The organism is Pseudoalteromonas sp. Isolate6, from assembly GCF_022398435.1.
Lineage (GTDB): Bacteria > Pseudomonadota > Gammaproteobacteria > Enterobacterales > Alteromonadaceae > Pseudoalteromonas > Pseudoalteromonas galatheae.
Map to the genome: position 1 here is coordinate 1 of NZ_JAKEVK010000148.1, position 11,573 is coordinate 11,573.

Sequence of the window (11,573 nt, forward strand, 5' to 3'; positions counted from 1 at the left end):
GTGACCAACCTCAGCGGTATCGCGAAATCGGTTCACCTTGCGCAAATGGAATGCTCGTGCGAGGCACGATGTCATTAGACATTTGCACCCAGATTTCCTGATGACCATAGCGTTTTGGAACCACCTGACCCCATGCCGAACTCAGAAGTGAAACAAAACAGCGTCGATGATAGTGTGGGCTTCCCATGTGAAAGTAGAACATCGTCAGGGCCTTATTAAAGAAACCCGTTGCAGAGATGCGACGGGTTTTTTGCTATGTGGGGCATAGAGATTTGAGATATAAAATCTCGCGAGGTAAACTCGCTCCTACCACAGCATCAGCACTGACCAGTGTGGTCGGAGGTGGTTTACCCACCGAGCTGTTGGGCTTCCCAAACAAAAAGAATAAAACATCCTACTTCGTAGCGAGTCAGGGCCTTATTAAAGATCGCGAGGTAAACTCACTCCTACCACCACATCAGCACTGAGCAGTATGGCTGGAGACGGTTTACCCGCCGAGTATTTGAGAGCATGAGGCAGCTATATGGTTTTATGCAATAAGGGCTATAAGGAAAGGTTAATTAACGATATGATGGGTTAAAAACAGGGGTCTTAGCGTGTCATTTCATTTAATTGCACTGTTGGTAATATTTGCATTGTTTGGCACTTCAGCCACTTACTTAATTCGTTTTATGTATAGCTATTGGATTAAGAAGAGGCTTGAAGTGAAGTATATTGTTAACGCGAGTATTTGTGCGGTTTTAGTGATGGTGATCTCAGTGATCAATGAGCTTGTTCGATGACCTGAAGGCTCACTAGTTTATAGAGGCACTGCCTGACAGGTATGCGCAATACATAGTGTTTGTATTGGCATCACAGGTTCACAACTAACCGCTGGTGCTTTTTCTTTGTTATTCAGCTTTTCTTGCTCTGTAATAGCGCTAACGACAGTTTCTACATCTTGCTCATCAGTATGCTTCGTTGAATAGATCAGATATTCCCTTGGTCCACCACAGGTTAATCGTTCACCTACCCCAATTACTTTACACTGGTAGCTTGCATCACAGCCTAAATGTGCTCTTATCTCGGTGAGTGTATGCGCAGTATTAGAGCGACTTGTGGCATCGCTTGGCGTCATTTCACAGCCTGATAATGCCGCAATTAGTGTGCCGATGCAGGCGAGAGAAATAGCTAACTTCATTATTGCCTCTAGTATGTAGGACGACTATTTTCTAGTTTAACACACTTATTTTCAACGCATTGCGTTGCGGGTTCAATTAAATGCTGACAGATACTCATCATTTGATTTTGCATATTATAGGCGCGCTCTAATGTAGTAATTTGCTCCGCTAATTGTTTTACTTGTGCCTCATCTGCTGATTTAGTTGAATAAACCTGATAAGAGGAAGGGCCGCCACAGGCGCGATCGCCAACGGCAATGACTTTACACTGGGTATCGTTATCACAGCTTTTGTCGGCCACGACGTTTTCCAATGATTGTTTATGGGCTTTGATATCAGAGGTGTCGAGCTTTTTACCCTCTTGTTGAATAGGTAAGCTTGCTTCTTTTGATTCTTTAATTTCAGTGTGCTTTTCGCTTACAGGTTTGGTTTCCTGCGCTTTTTGTTCAGTGGTTTCTTTTTTAGTTACCTCTTCTTGGCAGCCAAACAGCAGAAAGGTTGCGAGTAAAGTGGGGATCATCTTATTCATTATATGCTCTCCTAATGTTTGCTAATTAAACTACGCAAGTCTTTAAGGAATAGCAAGTTCTGCAGCCTGCATACACTATATGTGATTGCAGGCTGTGAACGATAGCGTTATAAACCGCCTTTGGTGAGTTTTTGCGGATCGAGTAATGATTGGAGCTCGTGTTCACTCAGATCGGTTTGCTCAGCAGCGACCTCAATAATTGGACGCCCTTCTTTGTAAGCAAGCTTGGCAATTTGTGCTGCTTTTTCATACCCGATCACAGGATTTAACGCGGTAACTAAAATCGGGTTTTTAGCGAGCGCCTTTTGAATATTCTGCTCATTCACTTTAAAGCTTGAAATAGCTTTGTCTGCAAGTAGCCTCGAGGTATTCGAGAGGATCTCAATACTTTGCAAAATATTTAATGCAATCACTGGCAGCATAACATTCAGCTCGAAATTGCCTGACTGGCCCGCAACACTAATCGTTGCGTCATTACCGATGACTTGAGCACTGGCCATTGCTGCCGCTTCTGGAATAACGGGGTTTACTTTACCTGGCATGATTGAAGAGCCGGGTTGTAGCGCCTCAAGCTCGATTTCACCTAGGCCAGCAAGCGGTCCTGAATTCATCCAGCGTAAGTCGTTAGCTATCTTCATTTGTGCTACTGCAAAGGTTTTAAGTTGGCCAGAAAGGCCCACAATCGCGTCTTGTGAACCGATGTGATAGAAAAAGTTGCTACCTTTACTGAAACGGATCCCGATGTTAGTGCTCAGGTTTTGGCTAAATAATTTTGCGAACTGTGGATCGGCATTAATACCTGTGCCTACCGCTGTTCCACCTTGACCTAACTCGTAAACCTTTTCTAAGGAATGAACAATGCCCTGACAAGCGTTATCCACCTGCGCCTGCCAGCCACTTAATGTTTGTGCAAAGGTCACCGGCATTGCATCCATCAAGTGCGTCCGGCCAGTTTTGACATGATGACCAACTTGCTCTGCTTTTTGTTCAATACTACGAGATAAGTGTTTTAGTGCTGGCAGAAGGTCATACACTGCTGTGATTGCACTACTCACGTGAATCGCTGTTGGGATCACATCGTTTGAGCTTTGGCCCATATTAACGTCATCATTAGGATGAATTGCTACGCCGCTTAATTCAGTAGCCAACGTAGCTATCACTTCGTTGGCATTCATATTGGAACTGGTACCAGAACCAGTCTGAAAGACATCTACAGGGAATTGGTCTAAGTGTTTGCCATCAATTAGCTGCTGACATGCACTCACAATTGCTTTTGCTTTATCACTTGATAGATGGCCAAGGGATTGATTGGTTTCTGCTGCAGCTTGTTTGATATAGGCCAATGCTTTGATAAAGCTAGTTGGCATTGTGATCCCGCTAATAGGAAAGTTATTTACAGCGCGCTGTGTTTGCGCCTTGTAGAGCGCATGCTCAGGAACATCTAATGTTCCCATACTATCGGATTCTTGACGAAATGTAGTCATCGTTGCTCCTAATAAAAAGGGTTAAACTGTTGGCAGGTTTGGCACGCATCTCGCTGGAGCTTCAGAAATTGCTGTGACGAAGTATGGTGCTGTTTATAAAACCGTTTTAATGCCAGCAAAGGTTTAAATAATTGATCCATGCATTGTTTACGTATGGCTGTATCAACGAGTGGATCGGCAATCTGTTCTAACAGTTCGGACAATGTATTTTTAAGATAAAGCTCTTGCAGCAGCGGGTTATTATGGCGCTCGTACCATTTCGCCATGCCTATGCCTGCCGCAATATATTCCGCAACCAAGAGTGGTGCTTCAAGTTGTGGTCGCTGGCAGTGGCGATTAAGCTTCGCACGGTAAGTCTGTAATAAAGTAGCTAGCTGCATGAATACAAAACCAAACGATGTAATGATAATGGTTATCATTACATCGTTTGTTTGGCAATTCAAGCTTTAGTATTTGCATTGCCAATCAATTTGTTTAGCATTCACCATAGCAGCCCACTATGAGTCTGAAATGAATTTAAAAAGAGTGATTGAGTTAATTATAGCCGAGGAGATATTGCTGCTCTGAATGCTCTTTCTCTTGTTCTTCGAGTTGCATTAGGTTGGCGACTTCTTGTCGGTAAGCGCGACCTTTAGTGAAGGTATTTTTACGCTTCTTCAGGACGAGTCCCTCGCTTTTAAGTTGGCTTGGCATTTGGGTGATCTCTGAAATTTTCATGCTCGCTTCTCCTCTTGGTACACTTTAAACTTAGCAGAAGTTGTACCAAAATAAATTTCTTTTCTAATTTTAATTGCTTAGTAGAAGTTTTAGCTGTTTGCCTTGCAATTGAGATAAATTCTTGCCTCAATGAGGCGCATAAACCGATCAAAATAGTGCAAACGAGATGACAAAACCTTACTCTCAAGCGTGTGAAAACAATAAACAGCCAATATTAGAAAAGCTCACTCCTTATCTAAACAAGTCTTTGGAAGTGCTAGAAATAGGCTCTGGTACGGGCCAGCATGCGGTGCACTTTGCTGCGACGTTACCACATTTAACGTGGCAGACAGCGGACCGAGAGGTCAATCACGCCGGTATTCAAGCGTGGCTTGATGATGCAGAACTTGAAAACGTTTTACCGCCACTGGCGCTAGACTTACACCATGCGTGGCCTGTTAATCAGCGTTATGATGTGATCTATACTGCTAATACTTTGCACATTGTGTCATCAACGCTCGTTGAGCGCTTAATCGCAGGAGTTGGACGACACCTTAAAGAAAGCGGCTACCTGATAGTTTATGGGCCTTTTAATTATCAAGGTGAATTTACCAGCGAGAGTAACCGAGAGTTTGATACGTATTTAAGGTCACAAGACAAAGAGAGTGGCATTCGCGATCAAGAATGGGTATTGGCGCTTGCGGCAGAGCAAGGACTTACACTACAGCAAGACTATGCGATGCCGGCTAATAATCGCTTATTGGTGTTTAAACGGTAGTTTTGCTCGACACTCGGTAAAGTAATGCTCGAGTGCGTCAGCTTCGCGCTTGGTAAAATCCTCAAGCGCTCGCTGAAAGTCAGGTTGAAATAAGCGGTGATACGATTGCCTCCACACCGGTTCAAAACCCCTCACTAACTTGTGCTCGCCTTGAGCACCTGCGTCAAAGACAGCAAGCTGATTCGCAATGGCGTACTCTATGCCTTGATAGTAACACAGCTCAAAATGCAAAAAGTCGTAACTATCCTCAATTGCGCCCCAATAGCGACCATACAAGGTATCACCATCCACAAGATATAAACTGGTGGCGATAATTTCGTGGTTTAAGTAAGCGCAGCAAAGACGAAGCTTATCTGGCATCGAGGTGATAACTTGCTGAAAAAAGTCGCGAGAGAGATAGCCGTGGTGTCGCGATCGTTTAAGGTAGGTGAGCTGGTAACTGAGAAAAAACGCATCGAGTTGTGCTGTGCTGATTTCTCTGCCAACAGTCCAACTTATGTTAATACCTTGGGCGGTCACAGCTTGGCGTTCTTTTATGACCATTTTACGCTTTCTTGATGTGAGTCGTGCGAGAAAATCATCGAACTTGGCGTAACCATGATTATGCCAATGAAATTGCACATTGCGGCGCATCGTTAAATGACTCTGAGTGAGAAAGTCGCTTTCACGACAAAAGTTAATATGGACTCCACTAATGCCCAGTTGGGCGAGGCTCGTGAGCGTAGCGTCAATATATTCAAGCAAGCAAGAAGATAGACGTTTCGTTAATATTCTTGGCCCTTGAGTTGGCGTAAAGGGAACGCCACACAGCCATTTAGGATAGTAGTCTAATCCATGGCGCTCGTAGGCTTCAGCAAAAGCCCAATCAAAAACGTACTCGCCATAAGAGTGCGATTTAATATAACCTGGCAAAATTGCAACCAACTCGCCTTGGCGTTCAATCATTAGGTGATGCGGTATCCAGCCAGTCTCTTTACTGGTGCAGCCGCTTAACTCTAATGCAAGTAGCCAAGCGTAGCTCGTAAATACATGTGATGGTGAAACACAGTCCCACTGTGCTTCTGTCACTTCAGTTAGAGAATGAATAAACCTATGTTGGTACTCAGTCATTGTGGCCGTCAAAAAATGCGAGCAGTGCTTGCTCAAAGTTACTGTAATCAGGGTTAAAAGTGATCCGTGCAAGCGAAGCGTATTGCGTCATGCTTTTTTCGTGACGCTCGCCAAAATGGACGGTTTTACCTGTGCGGCAGTTAATAAAGGCCTGGTCTTCTAAGTGGTAACTGGTGCAGTTACGATAAGGCCCTTTGCGGCCGTAAAAAATATGTTCAGGTGGTTGCAAAATACCAATATGAGACATATCGATAATATTGTCGGCTTTCACACTCCGATACTCCACTCCTTGCTTAGTCGATAGTGTTTCCGAGTAGATAAATTGGGTCAATGTTGATTTAGGTTGCCACTTTTCTAGCAGCTTTGCCGTTGCGTGATTGTCTATGGTGGTATCGACATCGCTATAGCTGATAAACATCGGTACATCTGGCAAAGTGGTGAGTGATTTGAGTGGCGCTATAGCTTGATGGGCTAACGTTGCGCCATGCCATGGGAAAGATTCATATTTGGCGAAATCCAAATCTGCGTCTTCATCTATCCAATTGACAAATGGCACGTAATCAATCCATTTGGCTAGCCAACCGTTCTTATTATGTGGCTCCGTAGCGGGTGAGATAAGTGCAACAGAGCCTAAATTATTGGGCTTGTGCTTCGCTATGCTACTTAGCACCAAGGCAGCACCCGTGGAGTAGCCAAGTACGGAAAAATGCGTAAAATCTTGGCTCGTCTGTGCGATGGCATAATCCGTGTGGGTTTGCCAATCGTCAATATCAACTTCGGTTAAATCGCTTGGCGCGGTCGCGTGGCCTGGCAGTAACATGGTTCTGACATTGTATCCTGCTTCATAAAGCGCTGCCGCAAGGTAGTGAAAAGTAAAAGGAGAATCGGTCAGACCATGGATGAGTAAAATGGCGTGATCTTTGTTGTCATGCTCAAGTGAAAATGGCGCGATTAAGTCACTTACCTTGGGGTTTGTCAGGTTGAGTAATGTTGCAATAGGCGTTATTAAGGGGCATGGCAGTGTGGCGCGGGGGTTGCGGCTTTCAATAAGTTGCTTGGTCGAACGAATATAATCGTTATAGTTTTTTATATTCCCTACATCGACTGTGACGGGGCCTTTATCGATTGCATCGCGGAATAATCCCGACTTTTTGCTCTTGGTGAATAGCGACATATCACTCACTTGGGTAACACAGTCTTGTGCGATGACCAAAGGTGAGGCAAGCAGGCTAAAAGCAAATACTGTGGAGGTAAGGTAGTGGCGCATTGTCGGTCCTTATGAGCATAAAATCACATGCAGTATAGCGAGAACAGATGACGATAAAAATGGTTAGCGGATCGGTAATATGCGTTTTGCAAAAGTTTGCTTTAGTACAATCGTTGATTCAATCCCGCTAATTACCTTACAGGCCCCCAGTTGATGTTTGGCAAATTGTTCATAGCTGGGCAAATCCTTTGCTACGATTTCCAGTAGGTAATCATAACTTCCGGAGATCACTGAACAGCTGATCACCTGATCTTCAGATTCCACGTGTTGTTCAAATAAATGCGCTGCAGTTGCGGTATTTTCACTGAGTTTTATAAATGCATAAACCAAAATACTTAGGTCAACTTGCGCTCTATCCAGTGCCGCATGATAGCCTGAAATTACTCCTGTATCTTGCAAGCGTTTTACGCGTCGAAGACAGGGAGTATCGGAAAGGTTTGCCTTTTCGGCAAGTGAGGCATTACTCAAACGTGCATTATGTTGCAAGGCGTTAAGGAGCAATTTGTCCTTGGCATCTAGATTTACCGACATAAACCAAATAAAAGAGTGATTCTTGCTAATCAGTATTAAACTTTTAGAGAAAATTGGCAAATTATGCTCGTGGTGATTTGCTAGCCTTAACTGTGGAATAATCACGAGAAGTAATCATGAGTCCATTAGCCGTACAATTTGACGCTTGGATTAGAGGTCCGTTTGTTGACCTTAACGACAAGCTTGAACATCTTTATTGGCAGCAACAGGATAAAGCAAATGTTGAAGGCGTTGGTGAAACGCTAAAAGCACAGTTATTAGAAGAAGGTAATCAACTGATCCAAGCCTTGCTAGAAGAAGGCAATACCGACGAAGGCTTTGAGCAAGCATTCGACTTACTCGGTAACGTTGGTCTATTTATGGCTGCATGCAGACGCCACGAAATTACCGAGCCAAGCCGTGAAAAGGTGTCTCCACTAACGCAAGCATCGGCACTAGCCATGCATATTGGTGCCTCTTTGGGGGTTACGCCGCGCTTCGCAACGGCTCATCTCACCACACATAACCGCGCAATCAACGGCGTGTATAAGCGCTTTACTTCTCATCCGGCAGAGCGCTTATTCATCGACTACAATACGCAGGCCATTCTTGCCTATAAACGTGCGTCTGAATCGTTAATGAAAGTGCATCATTTGGGAATTTCTCATCCCATGTCATTGGTGCTACTCAAACAAGTTAAGCAAGCGCTGCTTGAGGTGATAGAGTCTAATCGAGAGTTATTTAAGGAGCTAGATACCGAGGCATTCTTTTACGTTGTACGACCCTATTACAAACCTTACCGAGTTGGTAAAGAGGTCTATCGTGGTGCAAACGCTGGAGATTTTGCGGGTATCAATGTTATCGATATGATGTTGGGGTTATGCCCAGCTAATGATATTAGCTATGGTCAAATGCTGGTGGAAAAATTCCTCTATATGATGCCAGAAGACCAAGCAACCTTGCGGGAATGCATGCGCACGCCTAATTTAATGGATGCGTTTCTGAGTGCATTGAAAGGGCCGAAAAGTGATTGGTTTGGCCCCGCCTGTAGTTTGTTTGTACAAGTGTGTAAGCTGCATGGAGATACGGCCATACAACATCACAATCAACTCGTCGAAAAGTATATCGCCAAACCTTCGCAAGCAATGCAGCAACAGCACTTAAGCAAAGTGACCGCCAGTGGTCCACCGATTGAAGTCTTACTCAAAGAACTCGCAGACTTAAGAGATAGGCGAGCCGCTGCCGAGCGCGATGATATCTTTACTCGGCATCACGACTTAAAACGATTACGCCAAGCAATAGGGATTAAGCATGAAGCAATATAAGGATGATTTTCACCTGTCTACGGGTCCCTATTTATTGAGTCATTCTGTTGGTCGTATGTTGAAATCTGCAGCGGAAGATTTTCATCAGCAATTTATGGTGCCGTGGCAACTACAAAACCAGGAGCCTTGGCAGCAGTGGCTAAGCGGTATTGATCGTTTTACTTCGTCCTTAGCCTCCCTATTACACACTGATCCTCGCTTGTTTTGTCCGCAAGCAAATCTTTCCAGTGGTTTAACGAAGTGGGCGATGAGTTTACCCGAAAGTGGCATTCGCAAAGTGCGCGTGTTAATGAGTGAGCAAGACTTCCCCAGCATGGGGTTTGCGTTACAAAACGCGCTGGACAATATTGAGATTGTTTATATTCCCGAAGCGATGAATATGCACGACCTTAGCGTGTGGCAGCAATATATTGACGAGCAAATTGACTGGGTATTTGTCAGTCATGTTTATTCGAATAGCGGTCAGCAAGCCCCTGTCGCCGACATCATTGGCCTTGCTAACCAATACGGCTGTAGAAGCATTATTGATATCGCTCAGTCACTTAGTGTATTACCAATAAATTTAAGCGAATGGGGCGCGGATTGCGTTATAGGCTCTTGTGTGAAATGGAGCTGCGGTGGCCCTGGCGCCGGTTTTATCTGGGTGAATGAGGATGTTTTGCCTTATTGCGAACCAAAAGACGTTGGCTGGTTTTCACATCAAAATCCATTCGAGTTTGATATTTATCATTTTGCGCTGAGTGAAAGTGCGCTGCGTTTTTGGGGCGGTACACCAAGTGTGGCACCTTATATCTATGCGGGGCATAGCCTTGGCTATTTTGCTGAGCTCGGGGTTGAGCAAGTAAGAGCGTACAACTTTGCTTTGTTGTCTGGGTTACAAGCGGCATTACCTGAATTTTATCGCTCTCCTACAGCACAGAGTGCTTGCTCTGGGACCGCTATTTTGCATTTTGGCTCGCGGCATGAGGCAGTGATGGAGCAGCTTAAGCGTGCAGGCATTGCTGTGGATAATCGTCGCTACGGTATTCGCGTCTCACCACATATTTACAATAGTCAGGAGGACATTGCGCGGTTGGTGCAGGTTATAAACGAAAGCTAGCTTCCTAATCCTAGTGCTTTTTTGGTCTTCTTCTTCACCGAGCGCCAATGTGTCATTGGCTGCTTGGGCGCGTGCGCTATCAATGCGTTAAAATCAATTTCTTCAGCAAGTACCTCTCCTTGGTGTGCCAAAATCACGGAGTGGGGTTTTAGTGCCTTTACTTTGGCAAGAGATTGGCGATACAAGCGTGGATAGAATACCGGAAAAGGCGCAACAAATTGTCCTTTCACTTTTACCGTCAAATCCGCCACATAGATGCGCTTACTGGGGAGATGATACAAACTCAAATCTCTATCCGTATGACCGGGTGTGTGTATCGCTTGCCATTCGTTAAAGTAGGGTAAGCTATCACCATCAGCTAGGAAAAAATCTGGTGATAATTGTCTTGGATACCAAAGGTTACGTTTGGCCTTGCGCTTTCGCCCAGCAACCCAAAGTGCCAGCGCCATATCGGAGAGATGCATCATGACACCATCAATACCTCGATACCACTGACTGGGGGCATTTGCGGTCGCAATCTTTGCGCCCGTGAGTTTTTTGAGTTTGTGCGCGCCACCGGCATGATCTGGGTGCATATGCGTGACCACAATCAGCTTTAGTGCGCTTAATGGTTTTTGCAATTGCAGGATGTAGTTGCAGACCAACTCAACATCGGCACGACAGCAACCATCGAGTAATAGCAGATCCGTTTCGTGCTCGACCAGATAAATATGTTGAATATAACCTTCTAAGACATGGATTTTCATTCGTCACACTCATTTCCCCAATCAGATCTCAACATAGCATAGGATAAAGACATCTGACCAGTTGTGTATGGCAGTGATAAATCGCAGACATAAAAAAACCGCAATTAAGCGGTTTTCTTATAAGTGATGGCGGAGAAGGAGGGATTCGAACCCTCGATAGGGCTACAAACCCTATACTCCCTTAGCAGGGGAGCGCCTTCAGCCACTCGGCCACCTCTCCGACGCAATACTTTAAAAATGGCGGAGAGATAGGGATTTGAACCCTAGATACGCTATTAACGTATGCCGGTTTTCAAGACCGGTGCTTTCAACCACTCAGCCATCTCTCCATGGGCAAAGATAATACTTAGCGATTTAGGCGCTGTAAACCGTTTTTAAACTGTTTGCTTAAAAAACGTTCTAAAAGTGAGGTTTTTTTTAAAATTGTGCTAGAAATTAGCGGTTTGTCGAAGAGGTTTTGTACAAAAGTGCTGGTTGAATAGGTGCTTTTATGGTCTATTGAAACAAATGCTGACGAGAGCATGGCGGGTTGGGGCGCCATGCTCTGTGCAGACTTACTTATACATAATCACGTCTTTTAACGCTAAGTGTTGACCACATACTGCCAACCACTTCGTCCAATTGATACGACGTTGTTTAGTTGGTTGTGTTTGGTTAAACGTGTTTTGTGATGGGCTGCAAGGTGCAGCTGAATTAAGCATGTCTGGCTCCTAATAAGTTATGATTGAAAACAAGGTTATTTTGCCCGCAATTTGTTTAAATTTAAAACGATAAAAATTGATGTTTTCGGATAAAAATAACTAATGAATTAATGCTTTATTCATTTTTGTTTTAATGGCTTTTTTGAATGGTTATGCATAATTGTGATT

The 11,573-nt window shown here is 44.4% G+C and carries 14 protein-coding genes, 2 tRNA genes and 1 rRNA gene; 5 read left to right on the forward strand and 12 right to left on the reverse strand.

The window, feature by feature from the left end; translation table 11 throughout:
• Nucleotides 1-96: 96 nt before the first annotated feature.
• Together rrf and L1D50_RS16825 are read left to right on the forward strand one after the other, a co-directional pair.
• Nucleotides 97-210: ribosomal RNA gene (gene rrf, locus L1D50_RS16820) — 5S ribosomal RNA — on the forward strand.
• A gap of 386 nt (nt 211-596) precedes the next feature.
• Complete coding sequence (locus L1D50_RS16825; RefSeq protein WP_128725308.1) at nt 597-782, forward strand: hypothetical protein; 186 nt, start codon at nt 597-599, stop codon at nt 780-782.
• Nucleotides 783-799: 17 nt separating this feature from the next.
• On the opposite strand, the gene L1D50_RS16830 is transcribed toward L1D50_RS16825, so the two are convergent.
• The 5 genes from L1D50_RS16830 to L1D50_RS16850 all read right to left on the reverse strand — a co-directional run bounded on the left by L1D50_RS16830 (nt 800) and on the right by L1D50_RS16850 (nt 3,890).
• Nucleotides 800-1,180 (reverse strand): hypothetical protein, encoded by a 381-nt coding sequence (locus L1D50_RS16830; protein WP_128725307.1) that lies wholly within the window; start codon nt 1,178-1,180, stop codon nt 800-802.
• A gap of 8 nt (nt 1,181-1,188) precedes the next feature.
• Entirely contained in the window at nt 1,189-1,689 is a 501-nt protein-coding gene (locus L1D50_RS16835; protein ID WP_138583230.1) for a hypothetical protein, read from the reverse strand.
• Between the two features lie 107 nt (nt 1,690-1,796).
• Entirely contained in the window at nt 1,797-3,173 is a 1,377-nt protein-coding gene (locus tag L1D50_RS16840; protein ID WP_128725305.1) for a class II fumarate hydratase, read from the reverse strand.
• Between the two features lie 8 nt (nt 3,174-3,181).
• Nucleotides 3,182-3,592 (reverse strand): hypothetical protein, encoded by a 411-nt coding sequence (locus L1D50_RS16845; RefSeq protein WP_128725304.1) that lies wholly within the window; start codon nt 3,590-3,592, stop codon nt 3,182-3,184.
• 115 nt (nt 3,593-3,707) lie between these two features.
• Nucleotides 3,708-3,890, reverse strand: a complete 183-nt coding sequence (locus tag L1D50_RS16850) for a hypothetical protein (protein WP_128725303.1) — start codon at nt 3,888-3,890, stop codon at nt 3,708-3,710.
• A 166-nt stretch (nt 3,891-4,056) separates the two neighbouring features.
• Between L1D50_RS16850 and L1D50_RS16855 the strand changes: the two genes are divergently transcribed.
• Nucleotides 4,057-4,647, forward strand: coding sequence for a DUF938 domain-containing protein (locus L1D50_RS16855; RefSeq protein ID WP_138524886.1), 591 nt, complete (start codon nt 4,057-4,059; stop codon nt 4,645-4,647).
• On the opposite strand, the gene L1D50_RS16860 is transcribed toward L1D50_RS16855, so the two are convergent.
• The 3 genes from L1D50_RS16860 to L1D50_RS16870 all read right to left on the reverse strand — a co-directional run bounded on the left by L1D50_RS16860 (nt 4,627) and on the right by L1D50_RS16870 (nt 7,555).
• Nucleotides 4,627-5,757 (reverse strand): GNAT family N-acetyltransferase, encoded by a 1,131-nt coding sequence (locus tag L1D50_RS16860; protein ID WP_138524888.1) that lies wholly within the window; start codon nt 5,755-5,757, stop codon nt 4,627-4,629. The two genes, L1D50_RS16855 and L1D50_RS16860, sit on opposite strands and share 21 nt — an antisense overlap.
• Entirely contained in the window at nt 5,750-7,024 is a 1,275-nt protein-coding gene (locus L1D50_RS16865) for an alpha/beta fold hydrolase (RefSeq protein WP_239966454.1), read from the reverse strand. The genes L1D50_RS16860 and L1D50_RS16865 overlap by 8 nt, the downstream gene beginning before the upstream one ends.
• Nucleotides 7,025-7,087: 63 nt before the next feature.
• Entirely contained in the window at nt 7,088-7,555 is a 468-nt protein-coding gene (locus tag L1D50_RS16870) for an Lrp/AsnC family transcriptional regulator (RefSeq protein ID WP_128725299.1), read from the reverse strand.
• A 116-nt stretch (nt 7,556-7,671) separates the two neighbouring features.
• On the opposite strand from L1D50_RS16870, the gene L1D50_RS16875 reads away from it, so the two are divergent.
• Together L1D50_RS16875 and L1D50_RS16880 are read left to right on the forward strand one after the other, a co-directional pair.
• Nucleotides 7,672-8,859, forward strand: coding sequence for a monodechloroaminopyrrolnitrin synthase PrnB family protein (locus L1D50_RS16875; protein WP_128725298.1), 1,188 nt, complete (start codon nt 7,672-7,674; stop codon nt 8,857-8,859).
• Nucleotides 8,846-9,958: an aminotransferase class V-fold PLP-dependent enzyme gene (locus L1D50_RS16880; protein ID WP_239966455.1), complete on the forward strand. Its 1,113-nt coding sequence runs from the start codon at nt 8,846-8,848 to the stop codon at nt 9,956-9,958. Before L1D50_RS16875 ends, L1D50_RS16880 begins: the two co-directional genes overlap by 14 nt.
• On the opposite strand, the gene L1D50_RS16885 is transcribed toward L1D50_RS16880, so the two are convergent.
• The 4 genes from L1D50_RS16885 to L1D50_RS16900 form a co-directional block, all read right to left on the reverse strand.
• Nucleotides 9,955-10,704 carry an MBL fold metallo-hydrolase gene (locus tag L1D50_RS16885; protein WP_128725296.1) on the reverse strand — a complete coding sequence of 250 codons (750 nt, stop codon included), beginning with the start codon at nt 10,702-10,704 and terminating at the stop codon, nt 9,955-9,957. The two genes, L1D50_RS16880 and L1D50_RS16885, sit on opposite strands and share 4 nt — an antisense overlap.
• 127 nt (nt 10,705-10,831) lie before the next feature.
• Nucleotides 10,832-10,924 (reverse strand) — tRNA-Ser (locus tag L1D50_RS16890).
• A gap of 18 nt (nt 10,925-10,942) precedes the next feature.
• Nucleotides 10,943-11,033: transfer RNA gene (locus tag L1D50_RS16895), tRNA-Ser, on the reverse strand.
• A gap of 225 nt (nt 11,034-11,258) precedes the next feature.
• Nucleotides 11,259-11,405, reverse strand: a complete 147-nt coding sequence (locus L1D50_RS16900) for a hypothetical protein (RefSeq protein WP_017219379.1) — start codon at nt 11,403-11,405, stop codon at nt 11,259-11,261.
• Nucleotides 11,406-11,573: the final 168 nt, after the last annotated feature.

Coding starts and splice junctions, on each gene's coding strand:
- L1D50_RS16830 (WP_128725307.1), bottom strand. CDS start 1,180: ATGAAGTTAGCTATTTCTCTCGCCTGCATCGGCACACTAATTGCGGCA.
- L1D50_RS16835 (WP_138583230.1), bottom strand. CDS start 1,689: ATGAATAAGATGATCCCCACTTTACTCGCAACCTTTCTGCTGTTTGGC.
- L1D50_RS16840 (WP_128725305.1), bottom strand. CDS start 3,173: ATGACTACATTTCGTCAAGAATCCGATAGTATGGGAACATTAGATGTT.
- L1D50_RS16845 (WP_128725304.1), bottom strand. CDS start 3,592: ATGATAACCATTATCATTACATCGTTTGGTTTTGTATTCATGCAGCTA.
- L1D50_RS16850 (WP_128725303.1), bottom strand. CDS start 3,890: ATGAAAATTTCAGAGATCACCCAAATGCCAAGCCAACTTAAAAGCGAG.
- L1D50_RS16855 (WP_138524886.1), top strand. CDS start 4,057: ATGACAAAACCTTACTCTCAAGCGTGTGAAAACAATAAACAGCCAATA.
- L1D50_RS16860 (WP_138524888.1), bottom strand. CDS start 5,757: ATGACTGAGTACCAACATAGGTTTATTCATTCTCTAACTGAAGTGACA.
- L1D50_RS16865 (WP_239966454.1), bottom strand. CDS start 7,024: ATGCGCCACTACCTTACCTCCACAGTATTTGCTTTTAGCCTGCTTGCC.
- L1D50_RS16870 (WP_128725299.1), bottom strand. CDS start 7,555: ATGTCGGTAAATCTAGATGCCAAGGACAAATTGCTCCTTAACGCCTTG.
- L1D50_RS16875 (WP_128725298.1), top strand. CDS start 7,672: ATGAGTCCATTAGCCGTACAATTTGACGCTTGGATTAGAGGTCCGTTT.
- L1D50_RS16880 (WP_239966455.1), top strand. CDS start 8,846: ATGAAGCAATATAAGGATGATTTTCACCTGTCTACGGGTCCCTATTTA.
- L1D50_RS16885 (WP_128725296.1), bottom strand. CDS start 10,704: ATGAAAATCCATGTCTTAGAAGGTTATATTCAACATATTTATCTGGTC.
- L1D50_RS16900 (WP_017219379.1), bottom strand. CDS start 11,405: ATGCTTAATTCAGCTGCACCTTGCAGCCCATCACAAAACACGTTTAAC.